The 14,879-nt window shown below is 67.6% G+C and carries 18 protein-coding genes; 8 read left to right on the top strand and 10 right to left on the bottom strand.

From position 1 onward, the window contains the following. Positions 1 to 19: 19 nt before the first annotated feature. From CR918_RS03945 to CR918_RS03930, 4 genes are read right to left on the bottom strand one after another with little or no spacing between them, the layout of a single operon-like run. Positions 20 to 1,333, bottom strand: a complete 1,314-nt coding sequence (locus CR918_RS03945) for a sensor histidine kinase (protein WP_099842097.1) — start codon at positions 1,331 to 1,333, stop codon at positions 20 to 22. Continuing rightward, positions 1,330 to 2,070, bottom strand: a complete 741-nt coding sequence (locus tag CR918_RS03940) for a response regulator (protein WP_025873908.1) — start codon at positions 2,068 to 2,070, stop codon at positions 1,330 to 1,332. The genes CR918_RS03945 and CR918_RS03940 overlap by 4 nt, the downstream gene beginning before the upstream one ends. A gap of 56 nt (positions 2,071 to 2,126) precedes the next feature. Then, positions 2,127 to 2,672 carry a redoxin family protein gene (locus CR918_RS03935; protein WP_025873909.1) on the bottom strand — a complete coding sequence of 182 codons (546 nt, stop codon included), beginning with the start codon at positions 2,670 to 2,672 and terminating at the stop codon, positions 2,127 to 2,129. Positions 2,673 to 2,675: 3 nt separating this feature from the next. After that, positions 2,676 to 3,470, bottom strand: coding sequence for an alpha/beta fold hydrolase (locus CR918_RS03930; RefSeq protein WP_032975918.1), 795 nt, complete (start codon positions 3,468 to 3,470; stop codon positions 2,676 to 2,678). 343 nt (positions 3,471 to 3,813) lie between these two features. Between CR918_RS03930 and CR918_RS03925 the strand changes: the two genes are divergently transcribed. The 6 genes from CR918_RS03925 to CR918_RS03900 all read left to right on the top strand — a co-directional run bounded on the left by CR918_RS03925 (position 3,814) and on the right by CR918_RS03900 (position 8,111). Next, positions 3,814 to 4,458: an HvfX family Cu-binding RiPP maturation protein gene (locus CR918_RS03925; RefSeq protein WP_025873911.1), complete on the top strand. Its 645-nt coding sequence runs from the start codon at positions 3,814 to 3,816 to the stop codon at positions 4,456 to 4,458. A gap of 102 nt (positions 4,459 to 4,560) precedes the next feature. After that, positions 4,561 to 5,037 carry an HvfA family oxazolone/thioamide-modified RiPP metallophore gene (locus tag CR918_RS03920; protein ID WP_099842096.1) on the top strand — a complete coding sequence of 159 codons (477 nt, stop codon included), beginning with the start codon at positions 4,561 to 4,563 and terminating at the stop codon, positions 5,035 to 5,037. A 54-nt stretch (positions 5,038 to 5,091) separates the two neighbouring features. Next, positions 5,092 to 5,937 carry an HvfB family MNIO-type RiPP peptide maturase gene (locus tag CR918_RS03915; RefSeq protein ID WP_099842095.1) on the top strand — a complete coding sequence of 282 codons (846 nt, stop codon included), beginning with the start codon at positions 5,092 to 5,094 and terminating at the stop codon, positions 5,935 to 5,937. Continuing rightward, a complete protein-coding gene (locus CR918_RS03910; protein WP_099842094.1) occupies positions 5,930 to 6,664 on the top strand; it encodes an HvfC family RiPP maturation protein in 735 nt (244 codons plus the stop codon). Before CR918_RS03915 ends, CR918_RS03910 begins: the two co-directional genes overlap by 8 nt. A gap of 50 nt (positions 6,665 to 6,714) precedes the next feature. Then, the gene (locus CR918_RS03905) at positions 6,715 to 7,353 is read left to right on the top strand and encodes a ferric reductase-like transmembrane domain-containing protein (RefSeq protein ID WP_099842093.1); all 639 of its coding nucleotides are present in this window, start codon (positions 6,715 to 6,717) and stop codon (positions 7,351 to 7,353) included. 23 nt (positions 7,354 to 7,376) lie between these two features. Then, positions 7,377 to 8,111 (top strand): SDR family NAD(P)-dependent oxidoreductase, encoded by a 735-nt coding sequence (locus tag CR918_RS03900; protein ID WP_099842092.1) that lies wholly within the window; start codon positions 7,377 to 7,379, stop codon positions 8,109 to 8,111. 36 nt (positions 8,112 to 8,147) lie between these two features. Here CR918_RS03900 and CR918_RS03895 read toward each other — a convergent pair whose 3' ends face one another. From CR918_RS03895 to CR918_RS03875, 5 genes are all read right to left on the bottom strand, one after another. Next, positions 8,148 to 9,284 carry a metallophosphoesterase gene (locus tag CR918_RS03895; RefSeq protein WP_099844229.1) on the bottom strand — a complete coding sequence of 379 codons (1,137 nt, stop codon included), beginning with the start codon at positions 9,282 to 9,284 and terminating at the stop codon, positions 8,148 to 8,150. 82 nt (positions 9,285 to 9,366) lie between these two features. Then, on the bottom strand, positions 9,367 to 10,905 hold the full coding sequence (locus CR918_RS03890; protein WP_099783194.1) for a TerC family protein: 1,539 nt from the start codon (positions 10,903 to 10,905) through the stop codon (positions 9,367 to 9,369). Between the two features lie 62 nt (positions 10,906 to 10,967). Continuing rightward, positions 10,968 to 11,192 (bottom strand): helix-turn-helix domain-containing protein, encoded by a 225-nt coding sequence (locus tag CR918_RS03885; RefSeq protein WP_025873919.1) that lies wholly within the window; start codon positions 11,190 to 11,192, stop codon positions 10,968 to 10,970. A 13-nt stretch (positions 11,193 to 11,205) separates the two neighbouring features. Further along, entirely contained in the window at positions 11,206 to 11,673 is a 468-nt protein-coding gene (locus CR918_RS03880; RefSeq protein WP_059063423.1) for a DUF2975 domain-containing protein, read from the bottom strand. 186 nt (positions 11,674 to 11,859) lie between these two features. Then, positions 11,860 to 12,453 carry an NMCC_0638 family (lipo)protein gene (locus CR918_RS03875; protein ID WP_099842091.1) on the bottom strand — a complete coding sequence of 198 codons (594 nt, stop codon included), beginning with the start codon at positions 12,451 to 12,453 and terminating at the stop codon, positions 11,860 to 11,862. Positions 12,454 to 12,582: 129 nt separating this feature from the next. On the opposite strand from CR918_RS03875, the gene CR918_RS03870 reads away from it, so the two are divergent. Beyond that, on the top strand, positions 12,583 to 12,894 hold the full coding sequence (locus CR918_RS03870; RefSeq protein ID WP_025873922.1) for a metalloregulator ArsR/SmtB family transcription factor: 312 nt from the start codon (positions 12,583 to 12,585) through the stop codon (positions 12,892 to 12,894). A gap of 11 nt (positions 12,895 to 12,905) precedes the next feature. Further along, positions 12,906 to 14,294 carry a DUF2867 domain-containing protein gene (locus tag CR918_RS03865; protein ID WP_099842090.1) on the top strand — a complete coding sequence of 463 codons (1,389 nt, stop codon included), beginning with the start codon at positions 12,906 to 12,908 and terminating at the stop codon, positions 14,292 to 14,294. A gap of 42 nt (positions 14,295 to 14,336) precedes the next feature. On the opposite strand, the gene CR918_RS03860 is transcribed toward CR918_RS03865, so the two are convergent. Next, positions 14,337 to 14,768: a pyridoxamine 5'-phosphate oxidase family protein gene (locus tag CR918_RS03860; RefSeq protein WP_025873924.1), complete on the bottom strand. Its 432-nt coding sequence runs from the start codon at positions 14,766 to 14,768 to the stop codon at positions 14,337 to 14,339. Between the last annotated feature and the right edge of the window lie 111 nt (positions 14,769 to 14,879).

Below are 14,879 nucleotides of genomic sequence, written 5' to 3'. Positions count from 1 at the left end.
TGGCCTGCCCCGCCAGACTTCAGGCCGGTAACTGCAACAGCGCCTGCAAACCGCCGCCCTCGCGATTGTGCAGCCGTAGAGAACCACCGAGCGATTGCGCCAGCTGCACGGCGATGGCCAGACCGAGCCCGGTACCGCCGGTATCCCGGTTGCGTGAGCTTTCCAGCCGATGGAAGGGCGCCAATACCGCCTGCAGCTGGTCTTCGGGAATACCGGGGCCACGATCGGAAATCCGAATCCACACCCTGCCCACCTCGTCGCGACCGGCATCAATCTCCGCGCTCCCGGCATAGCGCAAAGCGTTGTCGACCAGATTGCCGACCACCCGCCGCAGTGGTTGCGGCCACGTCTGCACGATCAGGCCGCTCGGGGCGCCACCACTGACTGGCTTGCCCACGTCCTGGTAATCGCCGACCACGCTGGACAGGAATGCCGCCAGATCCATTGCCACCGGCTCACCACTGGCCACATGGCTGCTGCGCGCGTACGCCACGCCTTCGCGTACCAGCTGTCCCAGATGGTCCAGATCGGCCAGCAGCCGTTGCTGGGTGGCGTCTTCAGGCAGCGTTTCCACCCGCAGCTTCATCCGCGTGATCGGCGTCTGCAGATCGTGCGAGATCGCCGCCAGGATCTGCAGGCGTTCACTGACATGCCCCCGGATGCGGGCCTGCAGTGCGTTGAGTGCCGTTGCTGCGGTGCCTACCTCCGCGGGACCGTCTTCAGGTAGCGCCGGCCCGTCCTGGCCGGGCTGCAGGTGCTCCATCGCGTGCGACAGCTGTGCCAACGGCCGCATCGCCAGCCGCACCGCCAACCATGCGCACAGCAGCAGCAGCGCCAGCTGCGCCATCAGCACCAGCGGTAACCAGCGTGCCAGTGGCAGGCCGGACGGTGTGACCTCGATGGTCAGCGGCGTGCCGTCGTGCAGGCGCAGCTCCACTTCGAAGCGCTCGGGCATACGCGAGACCTGCCGCGCCTGCAGCGGATATCGATGCCGCAGACTGTCATCGATGATGCTGGTGACCTGCCGCGCACGATCAGTCTCCGGCGCAGGGCCGGCCGCGGCCGGGCGCAGCAGATAGCGGTAGGTTCGCCGTTCCAGGCGCGGCACCCACGCTTCGCGCTCGCTGGCGGGCAAGCGCTCCAGCAAGGCCACGCTCACGGCTACGTCCTCGTCGAGGTTGCGCAGCATCATGCTGCGGGTGGACTGGTAGCGCTCGTAGAACAGCAGGCCGAACGACAGCGCATGGGCCAGAGTCAGCCCACCCAGCAGCAACAGCAGCAGCCGCGCCGACAGCGTGCGCGGCCACGGCAGGCGGCGCGCCGCGGCGTTCATTCCTCCGGCCCCAGCAACTGCACCGGCACGCTGAACACATAGCCTTCGCTGCGCACGGTCTTGATGTAGGTCGGCTCACGCGCATCGTCGCCCAGGCGCTGGCGCACGCGGCTGACCAGCAGGTCGATCGAGCGGTCGAACAGCTCCGCATCGCGGCCCTGGGTGAGGCTGAGCAGCTGGTCGCGGCTGAGCACACGGTTGGCGTGGTCAAGGAACACGCGCAGCAGCCGGAACTCGGCGCCGCTGAGCGGATAGGCGGTGTCCTGCGCGTCCAGCAGGTGGCGGGCGGTGGTATCCAGGCGCCATTCGCCGAAGGCCAGCTGTCGGCCGGCTTCGCTCACCTGCAGGTTCGGCGGCAGCATCTGCGTGCGGCGGATCACCGCGTTGATGCGTGCCAGCAGTTCGCGCGAGGAGAACGGTTTGGTCACGTAATCATCGGCGCCCATTTCCAGGCCGATGATGCGGTCGGTCTCATCATCGCGGGCGGTCAGCAGCACCACCGGCACGGCGCGGTGCTTGCCGGCCCGCAGGTTGCGGCACAGGCTCAAGCCATCCTCGCCGGGCATCATCACATCCAGCACCACCAGGTCCACCGCATGGGTGTCCATCAGCGCGCGCATCGCGCGGCCACCATCGGCCTGGCTGACGCGCAGGCCGTTGCGCTGCAGGTAGTCGGCCAGCATCTGGCGGATGTCGCTGTCATCGTCGACGACAAGGATGTGCGGTACGTGGTTCATCGTATTCTCGATCGAGGCAGGGGCGAAGCCGCGCGACGCGGCCATGGTAGCGCGGCTCAGGGGCTGGCCAGCAGGCGCTGGATCTCGCTTTCGGTACGCGCATAGTCACCTTCACCGTAGTGCCGGTAGACCACCCGCCCCTGCCGGTCGATCAGGTACAGCGCGGGCCAGAAACGGTTACCCCACGCGTTCCAGATCCGGTACTGGTTGTCCTGCACCACCGGCCAGGTGATATCCAGCCGGTGGATCGCACGGCGCACGTTCCCCGGCAGCCCTTCATACGCGAATTCGGGGGTGTGCACGCCGATCACGTGCAGGCCCTGTTCCGCGTATCGGCGATGCCACTGGTGAACGTACGGCGCCACGTTGAGGCAGTTGCTGCAGGTGTAGGTCCAGAATTCGACCAGCACCACCTGACCGCGCAGCTGCTGCAGGGTGAGCGGCGGGCTGTTGTGCCATGGCCCACCGCCGCTGAATCCCGCAGCGGGTGCGGCCTCGGCAGTCTGTGCACCGGCTTCGGGGCTTGGCCACGCAAGCAGCAGCGCAACGGCGCCGAGCAGGGACAGCAGCAGCGGCACGGTATAGGCACGAAGCGTGGCCATTGCTCAGCCCCCCTGCTCGGCCAGCGGCAGCTCGGCCGGCTTCACACCGGCAGCTTCCAGGATGCTGTCGGCCACCTGCGCGGGGTGCGAGAGCAGCGAGACATGGCTGCTGCCGATCGACTGCAGCTGCGCGCCAATGCGCTGCGCGGTGGCGACCTGCAGCTGCGGCGAGAGCATGCGGTCATCGCGGCTGACCACGTACCAGCTCGGCTTGCTGCGCCATGCCGCCGTGGTCACGGCCTCACCCAGCGCACTGGCCTTCAACGGCACCTGCGTGCTGTACAGCAGGGCGGCGGCCTTCTTCATCACGTCGGGTGCGAAATCCTGGGCGATGGCATCGGCCGGCAGGGTCAGGTAACCGTCTTTCTCCTGCAGGCGGGTCAGCCCGGGGCCAACCGGGAAGCCTTCGCCCTGCTGCGCGGAGGACTGGCCGACATCCGGTGCGAACGCGGCCACGTAGACCAGCGCCTGCACTTTGGGATCGTCGCCCGCTTCGGTGATGACCGTGCCGCCCCAGCTGTGGCCGACCAGCACCACCTTGCCGGGCGCGGCAGCGATCGCGCGACGGGTAGCGGCAACGTCGTCGGCCAGCGAGGTGAGCGGATTCTGTACCGCCACCGCCGGCAGCTTCCAGGCATGCAGGGTGCCGATGACCTTGTTCCAGCTGGAGCCATCGGCGAAGGCGCCATGCACCAGGATGATGGTGGGCGGCGCGCCGGCATCGGCCTGCACGGCGAAGGCGGGTGTGGCGGCGCCGGCCAGGGCCAGGGCAGCGGCAAGCAGGGTGGTGCGGATCATGGGTGGCACTCCGGTGTTGGGAGTGGCCATTTCCGCGTGCCGGTGTATCGCTGCTGTTTCGCTGTGATGCCGAGTTGTACCGGACTGTAGGGCGGCGGCGGGTTCCTACAGTGGGATACATTCGGCCGCTGGGCATGCCCCGGCGCCATCGGGTGCATATCGCTCCCCGCACGCGGGCGCGCAACGCGCCGATGCGCCCCCGATGCGGCGTCTTTGTATCCAACTGTACGAAACCCCTGCCGCAGCCACAGTCGCTGACAAAACCCCGGGCATCGGCACACGTTGCCGATACCTGCGTGGCCCGAAATGGCCTCCATCGACCACCGGCCCGCAGGACACACCCATGATCAGCACCGCCTCCTCCCTCTACACCCCACGCCTGGATGCCGTCGGCCGCTGGCTTTCGCCGCTGGCCCTGCGCGCCCTGCTCGCCTGGGAATTCTTTGAATCCGGCCGCGAGAAGCTGGGCGGCCAGAACTGGTTCGCCGATCTGGAAGGCCGGTTCCCGTTCCCCTTCTCCACCCTGCCCGCCTCGCTCAACTGGCAGCTGGCCACCTGGCTGGAACTGGTGGGCGCGGTGATGCTGCTGCTGGGCCTGGCCACGCGCTCGGTGGCGTACATCTTCTGGGTGCTCACCATCGTGGCCATCGCCGCCGTGCACTGGCCCGACCAGTGGAACGGCCTGGATGAACTCTGGCGGGGCTATGCGATCACCGACCAGGGCTACGGCAACTTCAAGCTGCCGCTGCTGTTCCTGGCCATGCTGCTGCCGCTGATCCTCAACGGTGCTGGATCACTCAGCCTGGACCGTCTGCTTGCCAGCCCGCAACACGCCGCCGCAGACGATGACGGCCTCGGCTGGGGCAGCAGCCTGATCGCGCTGCTGCTGCCGGTCGCCGCACTACTGCCCGGCGTCGGCTTCGGCGGTGCCCTGCTCGGCGCCGCCTTGTTGCTGGCCCATGTACTGCGCCGTCGCCGCAGCGCCTGATCCGCTTCCGCCCTTTCCCACCCTTCCTCGCATCGCATTCCGTCGCCTTCCAGCGGCGTCCATCCCGCACGCCCTGCGTGCACATCCCAAGGAGTCATCACCATGTCCGTCTCGACCAATAACACCTCTGCTTCCCGTCTGCCGCGCATCGGCGCCATCGGCATCGCCCTGGCCGGCAGCCTGCTGCTGGCCGGCCAGGCTGCCGCGATCCAGCCGCTGGCGATCAGTGCCGTGGCCATGAGCGCCGCCGCCGAAGGCAAGTGCGGTGAAGGCAAGTGCGGCGCCAACAAGGCCACCACCAGCAAGCCCGCCGGCAAGGCCAAGGTAGCCGAGGGCCAGTGCGGCGAAGGCAAGTGCGGCGACGCCTCGTTTGCCCGGACCGACCGTGACCACGACGGAAAGGTGTCGCGTGCCGAGTTCAATGCCGTGGCCGCCAAACGTGCCGCCGAATTCGACCGCATCGACACCGACCACGACGGCTACATCAGCGAGCAGGAAGCGCACGACTACCTGCGCAGCGTCTACACCGCCAATGGCAAGCCGATGCCGAAGGGCCTGTTCTCGCGCGTTGCCGACTGATTGCCCGCACCCGGTGCCGCCCTCGCGGCGGCACCTCATCCCGGAGTACCCACCATGTCCCTGCCTTTGCTTACCGCCAGTGCGGGCCTCGGCCTGCGCCGAGGCCTGATCGATGAACTGCTGGCGATGCCGGCCGATGCCATCGACTTCCTCGAATGCTCGCCGGACAACTGGATCGGCGTCGGCGGTGCACACGGTGCCGCGCTGCGCCAGCTGAGCGAGCGCCACCGCCTGACCTGCCACGGTCTTTCGCTGTCGCTGGGTGGCCCGGACCCACTGGACCGCACGCTGCTGCAACAGACCCGCGCTTTTCTCGACCTGCACCAGGTACAGCTGTACAGCGAACACCTGAGTTACTGCGCCGCCGGGGGCCACCTCTATGACCTGCTGCCGCTGCCGTTCACCGCCGAGGCCGTACGCCACGTTGCCGGTCGCATCGCCCAGGTGCAGGACAGCCTGGGGCGTCGTATCGCGGTGGAAAACATCTCCTACTACGCAGTGCCCGCTGCCGACATGAGCGAGATCGAGTTCATCACTGCCGTGCTTGCCGAAGCCGACTGCGACCTGCTGCTGGACGTCAACAATGTCTTCGTCAACGCTTGCAACAATGGCTACGACGCCTTCGATTTCCTGCGCCGCGTGCCGGCCCACCGCGTGGCCTCCCTGCATGTGGCTGGTCACTTCGACGAGGACGACGGCTTCAAGGTCGACACCCACGGCGCGCCGGTGAAGGGTGTGGTCTGGGCCCTGCTACGCCAGGCCTATGCGCACGTCGGCGTGCGCCCCACCCTGCTGGAGCGCGACTTCAATTTCCCGCCGCTGGCCGAACTGCTGGCTGAAGTGCAACAGATCCGCAGGGCCCAGGCCGACGCCGAGTTGCCGGAGGTGGCCCATGGCTGAGTCCCTGGCCACGTTGCAGCGGCGCTGGGCCGGCCATGTGCGCGATCCCTCGATGCCCGCACCCGATGGCATCGCGGCATGGCGGCTGGCGATCTACCGCCGCCTGTGCATCGACAGCTTGGACAACCTGCTGGCCGGCAGCCTGCCGCGCCTGCATCAACAACTGGGCGAAGCGCGCTGGCGTGGCCTGGTCGAGCACTACTACGCGTACCACGACTGCCACACCCCGCTGTTCCCGCAGATCGCCAGCGAGTTCGCTGCCTGGCTGGCGGCGCAGGACACGTTCGCGCTGCCCGGCTGGGCAGCGGAACTGGCGCACTACGAGAGCACGCAGCAGGCACTGCACATCGAAGCGCGTGATGCCGGGCATTCGTTGCACTCCATGCCTGCGGGCAGCGACGTGCTGGCGCTGTCGCCGCTGGTGCGGGTACTGGGCTACCAGTGGCCGGTGCATGAGGACGCCGGTCTGGACGATGCGCCCGCCAGCGAGCCGACGCTTCTGCTGCTGCGTCGCCTGGCGGACGACCGCCTGCAGGTCGAGGAACTGGCACCGCTTGCATATGCGCTGGTGTCGGCATTTGGCAACGACGGTGCGCGCGTGGACGACGCCCGGCAGGCGCTGGCTGAGGCGCATGGCGTGGTCACCGATGCACTGCGCGTGGTGGCCGCGCCCTTGCTGGGCGAACTGTGCGCGGCCGGCGTGCTGGTCGCGCTGACCGGGTTCTGAAATTGCCGGCCAGCGGCCGGCACTACCCCTATCTGATTCGAGGTCTGACCATGGCTGTTTCCAACACTTCCTTGCTGCATGGCTGGCGCCTGTTCATGGCCATCGCCGCAGTCCTGATCGCCTTTGCGCTGGCAGCCTTCGCTCTGCAACCGGATCTAGCCGAGGGCAGCCGCGCAGCGATCCGGGCCACTGCCCGCACGTCGTTCCTGCTGTTCCTGGCCGCGTTTACGGCATCGTCATTTGCCACCCTGCTGCCCGGGCCGACCACCCGCTTCCTGATGCGCGAACGCCGCATCATCGGCCTGTCGTTTGCGTTCTCGCACCTGCTGCATGCCTTCGCCATCACCGCGTTCGGCATCCTCAATCCGGCGTTCTGGCCAGCGCGCTCCGCCCTTGCCAATCTTCCCGGAACGATGGGTTACGTGGCCATCCTGGCGATGGCCATCACCTCGCACCGGAGCATCGCCCGGCGCATGGGTCCAACCGCCTGGCGGCGACTGCACGTCACCGGCATGTGGGTCATCGCGGCGGTGTTCACCTATTCGTACTTCAAACGTGTACCCACGAACTTCTGGTATGCGGTGCCTTCGGCACTGCTGTTCACCGCCTTCGTGGTCCGCTGGATCGCCAAACGTGCTCAGTCGCTGCGCCGCAGCGCCCACGCCCGTCCTTCCCTGCCAGCGGCCTGATCATCCCAAACCGGAGTTTGAACATGACAGTCTCTTCCTCTCGCCGCCGTGCACTGGTCATCGGCGGCTCACGCGGCATCGGTGCGGCCATTGCGCAACGCTTGGCCGTTGATGGCCATGACGTCGCCATCACCCACGTCTCGCGCCCCGATGGGGCGCAGGCATCGCTTGATGCCATCCGCGCGCACGGTGGCCGCGCGCTCGCCTTCCAGGCTGACAGCAGCGATGCCGATGCGTTGCGCCAGGCCGTAGCCGCCGCTGCGCAGGCCTTCGGTGGGTTGGATGTGCTGGTGGTCAATGCCGGCCTGTACCGACACACACCGATCGGCAGCGTGGATCTGCCTACGCTGGACCAGCTGCTGGCGGTGAACATACGTGGCGTGGTGCTGGCCATCCAGGCGGCCCTGCCGCATCTGTCCGGCGGTGGCCGCATCATCACCATCGGCAGCAACACTGCCGTGCGCAGTGGTTCGCCCGGCAGCAGCCTGTATGCGATGAGCAAGGCGGCGGTGGCCGCTCTGGTGCGCGAGCTGGCGCTGGAGCTGGCCCCCAGCGGCATCACCATCAACAACCTGCAACCCGGCCCGACTGCGACCGACATCACCGCCGGGCTGGATGAAAAGCTTGCTGCGCGGGTACCCCTGGGCCGCATTGCCCAGCCTGCCGAGATCGCGTCATTGGCCAGTTGGGTAGCGGGGCCGGAAGCGGGCTACATGACAGGCAGCAGCCTGACCATCGATGGAGGCTTCATCCTCTGAGCCGTCGCACGATCCCCCATCCCACACCCCACCGCATCACGGCGCCCGGCGCAGGGTGATCATCGTAATCTCCGACGGTACGCCGATGCGGGCCGGGAACCCGGCCCACAGGCCGGCACCGTTGCTCACGTACAGCGTCATGCCATCCACCGCGTAGCGACCGGAGACGAAGCCGCCGTTGGCGCGCTTCACCAGCTGGTCCATGCCGATGATCTGTCCGCCATGGGTGTGCCCGGACAGCTGCAGCTTCACCCCGCGTGCAGCGGCCTCGCGTGCATTGCGTGGCCGATGGTCGAGCAGGATCACCGGTGCGCTGGGGTCGGCACCGGCCAGGGCGGCCTCCAGGTCGGGCAGCGGCAGGCCATAGCGTGCGGCGACCGGGTCGGTGACACCGGCGATGGTCAGTGCTGCCTCACCACGGCGCACCTGGGTGTGGCTGTTTTCCAGCACCTGCATGTGCAGCGCGCGGAACGCCTGCATCCATTCGCTGTACTGCGCGTAGTACTCGTGGTTGCCGGTAATGGCGATCACCCCGTCCGGCGCACGCAGGTCCGCCAGTGGGGTGTAATCGTTGCGGCGCGCCTGCACGCTGCCGTCGATCAGGTCGCCGGTGATCACCACCAGATCCGGTTGCAGTGCGTTGCTTGCAGCCACGATCTGGCGCACCCAGTCGCCGGTCAGCAGGCGACTGGCATGGATGTCGGTGAGCTGCAGCACACGGTAGCCATCGAAGGCCTGCGGCAGGCCGCTGATGGCCACCTCGATCTGCCGTGGCTTGGGTACGGCCATGCCCTGGCTGACACCGAAGGCACTGAGCAGCAGCGCCAGCACCGCGGCAGTCGGGCGCAGCGCCTTGCTGCGCAGTACGCAAAGGGCGCGCGGGGCGCGCAGCAGGCGCGCGGCCAACAGGCCGGCGTCCAGCACCAGCAACGCCAGGGCCAGGAGCAGCACGGCGGTGGAACCGGTGGCCAGCGTGGCAATGGCCATCTTCGGAATTTCCGGGGAGGCCATCGTGCCCCAGAAGCTGGCGACGATGCGCAGCTGCACGGCAATGCCCACCAGCAGCACCGACAGCACCACCTTCGACCAGACAGGCAGGCGCAGCGGCCAGAACAGGCGCCAGGCCACATACAGGCCCATCAGAAAACCAATCGTACTCAGCACTACGACAATCCAGAACGGCGAACAGGCCCGCCATGGTGACGGCAGAAGATGGCAATGGATAGAGCCGGGCATGGGCCCAGCCCCGACATCGTCACGCTTCTGGCAGGCGTTCCACCCGCAACCGCGTGATGCGCCGCTTCTCCATCGCCAGCACGGTGATGCGGATCCCGGCCACCTCCAGCGTGTCGCCGATGTCGGGCAGGCGTCCCAGTTGCTCCAGCACCAGCCCGGAAATGGTCATGTAGTCCGCGCTGCGCGGCAGCGACACGCCGGCCAGCCGCTGCAGGTCGTCCAGGGTCAGCGCGCCGTCGGCGTCCCAGCAGTCCTCGCCCTGTGCAACCACGCCATAGCGCTCGTCCTGGGTATCGGCCAGATCACCGGCGATCGCCGCCAGCAGGTCGTTGGCCGTTACCAGGCCTTCCACGCTGCCGTACTCGTCCACCGCCACCGCCAACGGCACCGGGTGCTGGCGGATCAGCTCCAGGGCCTGCAACGCACTGGCGCTGGACAGCACGTACTGCGGCTCGCGCAGGTTGCCTTCCAGTTGCAGTGGCTTGCCCTGCAGCAGGTCGGCCAGCAGGTCACGGCTCTGCACCACGCCACGCAGGCTGTCCAGGTCGCCCTCGCCCACCAGCATCCGCGTATGCGGCGACGCCACCAGGCGCGCGACCACATCGTCGTGACCACGCGCCATGTCGATCCACTGCACGTCGGCACGCACCGTCATCACGCTCGATACCGGACGGTCGGCCAGGCCCAGCACACTGCGGATCATCTCGTGCTCGGCGGGCTGCAGGCGTTCTTCGGTGCTGCCGCGCTCATCGGTTTCATCTTCATCGTGGCCATTGGCCTGGCGCGCACCCAGCAGCCGCAGCACGGCATCGGCAGTACGCTGGCGGAACGGCTGGCGCTGCTCGTTGCGCTCGCGGTTGAAACGTATCCACTGGTTGAACGCTTCCACCAGAATCGAGAACGCGATGGCCGCGTACAGGTACCCCTTCGGAATCCTGTAGCCCAGGCCCTCGGCCACCAGGCTGAAACCGATCATCAGTAGGAAGCCCAGGCACAGCACCACCACGGTCGGGTGCTTGTTGACGAAGCGGGTCAGCGGCTTGCTGGCCAGCAGCATCAGCGCCATCGCGATGGTCACCGCCGCATACATCACGCCGAGGTTGTCGACCATGCCGACCGCGGTGATCACCGAATCCAGCGAGAACACCGCATCAAGCACCACGATCTGCGCCACCACCATCGCAAAGCTGGCATAGACCTTCTTGCCGTCCTCGTGATGCTCGCGGCCTTCAAGCCGCTCGTGCAGCTCCATGGTGCCCTTGAACAGCAGGAACAGGCCGCCGCCGAGCAGGATCAGATCGCGGCCGGAGAAGCTGTGCTCCAGCAGCGTGACCAGTGGTTCGGTCAGTTTCATGATCCAGGCCAACGCAGCCAGCAGCACCAGCCGCATCAGCAGCGCCAATGCCAGGCCGATCACACGCGCGCGGTCGCGCTGGTGCGGCGGCAGCTTGTCGGCCAGGATCGCGATGAACACCAGGTTGTCGATGCCGAGAACGATCTCCAGCACGACCAGGGTTGCAAGGCCCATCCATATCGAGGGATCAGCCAACCATTCCATTTCAGGTCCGTTTCGTCAGTAAGGGAAAAGTGGTGCGGTGCAGGCGTGCGGCGCAGCCAGGCTCAATCCGCATCCTGCGCCTGCGCAGGGTCATGCCCGAGCAGGTCGCCAGGGCTGCATTGCAGTTCGCGGCAGATCGCATCGAGGGTGGAAAAGCGGATTGCGCGTGCCTTGCCGGTCTTCAGGATCGACAGGTTGGCCAGGGTGATGTCGATGCGCCCGGCCAGCTCGGACAAGGTCATGCCGCGCTGCTGCAGCATGCGGTCGAGGGTGATGACGATCGCCATCAGATCATGCTCATCAAATCACACCGTCCAGATCGTCGCGCATCGCTGCGCCAACGGTGAACACCCGCGCCAGCACGAACAGCATCAGCACGGCCACCAAGCCGGTGATCGACATGCCACCGCCAACTTCCATCCACGCAAAGTCCGGCCCCATCCAGCTGGCATACAGACCGATCACGATGGACAGCACCTCCATCGCCAGCATCAGCCAGGCCATGCGTTGCAGGCGTACGGCATTGGCATGGGTGAAGGGGCGTTCGTTGGCCGCAGAACGCAGCAGCCGCGCCAGGTGGCGCAGGAACACCAGGCACAACACCAGCAGCGCGACGATGGCGGCCAGGCCCACGCAGAAATGCAGGAACAGATGCGAACCGTGCATGGCCGCGGCCTGCGCGTCGTGCACGCTGTCCAGCAGCCAGCTGCGGTCGTAGGCCACCAGCGGCACCGCCAGCAGCGCGGCCAGGATGCCCAGCCAGCACATCGCGCGCACCGCCTGCACGGCGGTCTGGGCCAGGGTGAACAAGCCGCGCGCAGGAAGGGCGCGGGCGGGACGAGCGGTCAAGCAGCCTCCGATGTGGAGCGGCCCTGCCGCCCCGGGGTGGATTTATCGATAAACGATATATCACATCCCCGGGCTGTTGGCTGAATCGCGTGTACTCCGGCAGCGCTACCGGGCGGGTGCCGGTGCAGGCGGCGCGGCCTGTTCGCGCATCGCCTCGCCCGGCGTGGCCGAGGCCATCGCCTGCACCCCGGCCTCGGCGGCCTGCCGGGTGACCAGCCGGAAGCGCACGCGCAGCTTGCTTTCGCCCGGCGTTGCCCAACCGTACTGGATCGCCACCTGGTCGCCGGACAATGGACCGCGCGAGGGCAGCGAGCGGATCTGCAGCGGCTTCGGTGCGGCCTGCATCAGCCGCGCGAAGCCCTTCTGCACTACCGCCGGGTCGGCCTTCTCGGCATACACGGTGCAGGTGCCATCATCGGCCCAGCTGACCGCGTAGCGGCCACTGGCCAACGGCACCATCCATGCCATGCCCGGCTGGCCCTGCAGCAGCGTAGCGGCCTCGGCCGGCTGCAGCGGCGTCAGGCCATTGGCATCCATCAGCGACTGCAGCCGCGCCGGCGCGCCGATGTGCTGCATGCAGGCAGTGTCGAAGAGTTCGCTGAAGGGATCCTGCGCCGTTGCCTTCGGCGCACGCGCAGGCTGGGCCATCACCACGATCGGCAGCAGCAGGCCAGCGATCAGCCAGGGCGCAGGGCGCATCGGAACTCCACGGAACGGAAAACAGCGGGGAGGATGACAAAGCCGGGAGGCAGTACGCAACGGCCCCCCGCGCTTGACATCACCTGCCACCAGGGGGAACATCAGTTAACGAATTAGTTAACTGCAACCATGGACCGCATCTTCGAAGCCCTGGCCTCCACCGCACGCCGGCAGATCCTGGCCTACCTCAGCGCCGGCGAACTCAGCGCCGGCGAGCTGGCCGAGCGCTTCGATTTCAGCAAGCCGGCACTCTCCAGCCACCTGCGCATCCTGGAAGACGCTGGCCTGATCGAACGCGAGAAGCGCGGCCAGTTCGTGTACTTCCGGCAGGTGCCCGACCGCCTGGCCAACACGCTGTTTTCCTGGGCTGCCGAAGTCTGTCCGGTCGGCGGCCCGCTGAAGCGCGAAGCGCGCGCACGCCGCAAGACACCCGCCCGCTGAGGAGCACTGCGATGCCCGGTTCGACCCGCACCAGCCGTTCGTTCCCGAGTATCCAGCTTCCGGCACACGACGGTGGTGGCCCGGTGGAAGTCACCCTGATCGCGCAGCTCGGCATCGGTGCCGGCGATGCGCTGGTAAGCGATGCCAGCCAGCGCCAGCGCCACCACCCGGCCTTCATCGATGCGCTGGACGAGCCCTCGGCACGGCTGGGTGGCATGCACCTGCAGCACGGCGATCCGTCATCGCTGTACAGCTTCGTGGTGGGTGCCGGCGGCCATCCCTTCCACCGCCATGCCGGGCCGCGCATGTTCACCGCCATCGCCGGCAGTGCCGGTGCCGAGCTGCGGTTTGCCAGCGCATCCGATCAGCAGCTGGCGGACGATCCCTCGCACTTCCTGCGGTCGCTGCGTCGTGTCCGCATCCCGCCCGATTGCCTGTTCACCGTGCGCTTTGGTGGTGGCACCTGGCACCAGTTCGCCTCGAACAGTCCTGCCCACCCTGCCCTGTTCGCGCTCTCGTGCCACAGCAATGAACTGGCCGGGGCAATGAGCGCGCAGGCGCGCGCACTGGCACAGGCAAACGCCGCGGACATTCCCAGCCTGACCGATGTGCTGCCGGCAGCGCACTGGCCCAGCGCAACCACACTCGCCGCCACGCCGTTGCTGCAACTGTCACTGCAGGCGGCAGCGCCCAGCCTGCGCGCACGCCTGTGCGTGCAGACGCGCACGTTGCTGGGGCCGCTGCGTCGCTTCAGCCTGGAGCCACTGCGCGGATTCGTGGAGCGGGCGACGCCGGCGTACCCGGTCTGCAGCAGCGCGTCGTCGCCTTCAGCGGGAATGCTCGCCAGCGCCCTGCCGCACGGTCACTACAACGACACGACCACGCTGACCCTGCACGGCGGGCAGACCCGCCATCGATCGGCCTCCGCCCTGCTGGCCGACATACTGGACGGGTTCCTGCGCAACCCGCCGGCGGGCGTCGGCCGCTTGATGGCCCTGCGCAATCGTCTGGTTGCACCACTGCGTCTGCGCACCTCGCCGCTGGGCTGCCCGGTGTCGTCGCTGCTGTCCACCGATCGCAGCCGCGTGTTCGGCGGACGTTTCCCGGTGCTGGATGCCCGAGTAGATGCGGAAGACCGGTGTGCCGAAGTGCTGCTCGGCGCAGACGACCGCCATCTCCGCTTCCGCAGCAGCGTGCGCGTGCAGTTCTGCGAGGACGGCCAGGTCCAGATCAGCCTGGGCTCGCGCGTGCAGACGCTCAATGCGTTTGGCCGCTTCTACATGGCCATGATCGACAGCGCCCATCGCCATTACGTGGCCCCGGCACTGCTGCGCCGCGCCGTTGAACATGCGCTGGCACCGGAACTGGCCGCGTGGTCCGGCACGCCTGCACATTCCTGAGCTGCGGCAGCAACGTGCAGGGGCCCTGTGCGGCCCCCGCGATCAGACCACGATCTCGCCTTCGTCCTCGCCATCCCAGTAATGGATGCGGCTGGCGTGTACGTGGATCAGCACCAGACCCGGCGTATCCACGCCCTGCTCGAACCACCGCTCCAGGTCCTTCACCCAATGCTGGGCCATCGTGGCGCGATCGCGGATCAGCGCTGCCCTGCCCTGCACGTGCACGAACAGCGGTGGCTTGCCCAGCAGCGACTTGCTGCCGGTCAGGCCCAGCGCCACGTTCGGGTCGGCGCTGATCTCGCGCACCATATCGGTGTTTTCCATGGTGAAGAACCAGCTGTCGCCGTCGTAGTCCACATCGCCGTTGTTGCTCATCGGGCGGCCAGCGATCTGGCCGCCGGCATGGGTCTGCAGCATGGTGAAATCGATGCCGGCCATTTTCTTGGCCAGTTCGGGAAGGGTGAGCGTGGTCATGGGCAGTTCCTTCAACAGATGGGTGTCCAGCGTCTGCTCGACGCGGTGACCGATGCGTGGATGGCTGCTGGCGCCTTCTTCACGCAGTGGCCGCAGTTGGCATTCCCGCGT

This window comes from Stenotrophomonas indicatrix (genome assembly GCF_002750975.1).
GTDB classification, from domain to species: Bacteria; Pseudomonadota; Gammaproteobacteria; order Xanthomonadales; family Xanthomonadaceae; genus Stenotrophomonas; species Stenotrophomonas indicatrix.
This window is presented reverse-complemented; position numbering and strand designations above follow the sequence as displayed.

What these genes read in the sequence shown, in the direction of transcription:
- CR918_RS03945 (WP_099842097.1), bottom strand. Translation starts at nt 1,333, where the DNA reads ATGAACGCCGCGGCGCGCCGCCTGCCGTGGCCGCGCACGCTGTCGGCG.
- CR918_RS03940 (WP_025873908.1), bottom strand. Translation starts at nt 2,070, where the DNA reads ATGAACCACGTACCGCACATCCTTGTCGTCGACGATGACAGCGACATC.
- CR918_RS03935 (WP_025873909.1), bottom strand. Translation starts at nt 2,672, where the DNA reads ATGGCCACGCTTCGTGCCTATACCGTGCCGCTGCTGCTGTCCCTGCTC.
- CR918_RS03930 (WP_032975918.1), bottom strand. Translation starts at nt 3,470, where the DNA reads ATGATCCGCACCACCCTGCTTGCCGCTGCCCTGGCCCTGGCCGGCGCC.
- CR918_RS03925 (WP_025873911.1), top strand. Translation starts at nt 3,814, where the DNA reads ATGATCAGCACCGCCTCCTCCCTCTACACCCCACGCCTGGATGCCGTC.
- CR918_RS03920 (WP_099842096.1), top strand. Translation starts at nt 4,561, where the DNA reads ATGTCCGTCTCGACCAATAACACCTCTGCTTCCCGTCTGCCGCGCATC.
- CR918_RS03915 (WP_099842095.1), top strand. Translation starts at nt 5,092, where the DNA reads ATGTCCCTGCCTTTGCTTACCGCCAGTGCGGGCCTCGGCCTGCGCCGA.
- CR918_RS03910 (WP_099842094.1), top strand. Translation starts at nt 5,930, where the DNA reads ATGGCTGAGTCCCTGGCCACGTTGCAGCGGCGCTGGGCCGGCCATGTG.
- CR918_RS03905 (WP_099842093.1), top strand. Translation starts at nt 6,715, where the DNA reads ATGGCTGTTTCCAACACTTCCTTGCTGCATGGCTGGCGCCTGTTCATG.
- CR918_RS03900 (WP_099842092.1), top strand. Translation starts at nt 7,377, where the DNA reads ATGACAGTCTCTTCCTCTCGCCGCCGTGCACTGGTCATCGGCGGCTCA.
- CR918_RS03890 (WP_099783194.1), bottom strand. Translation starts at nt 10,905, where the DNA reads ATGGAATGGTTGGCTGATCCCTCGATATGGATGGGCCTTGCAACCCTG.
- CR918_RS03885 (WP_025873919.1), bottom strand. Translation starts at nt 11,192, where the DNA reads ATGGCGATCGTCATCACCCTCGACCGCATGCTGCAGCAGCGCGGCATG.
- CR918_RS03880 (WP_059063423.1), bottom strand. Translation starts at nt 11,673, where the DNA reads ATGTGCTGGCTGGGCATCCTGGCCGCGCTGCTGGCGGTGCCGCTGGTG.
- CR918_RS03875 (WP_099842091.1), bottom strand. Translation starts at nt 12,453, where the DNA reads ATGCGCCCTGCGCCCTGGCTGATCGCTGGCCTGCTGCTGCCGATCGTG.
- CR918_RS03870 (WP_025873922.1), top strand. Translation starts at nt 12,583, where the DNA reads ATGGACCGCATCTTCGAAGCCCTGGCCTCCACCGCACGCCGGCAGATC.
- CR918_RS03865 (WP_099842090.1), top strand. Translation starts at nt 12,906, where the DNA reads ATGCCCGGTTCGACCCGCACCAGCCGTTCGTTCCCGAGTATCCAGCTT.
- CR918_RS03860 (WP_025873924.1), bottom strand. Translation starts at nt 14,768, where the DNA reads ATGACCACGCTCACCCTTCCCGAACTGGCCAAGAAAATGGCCGGCATC.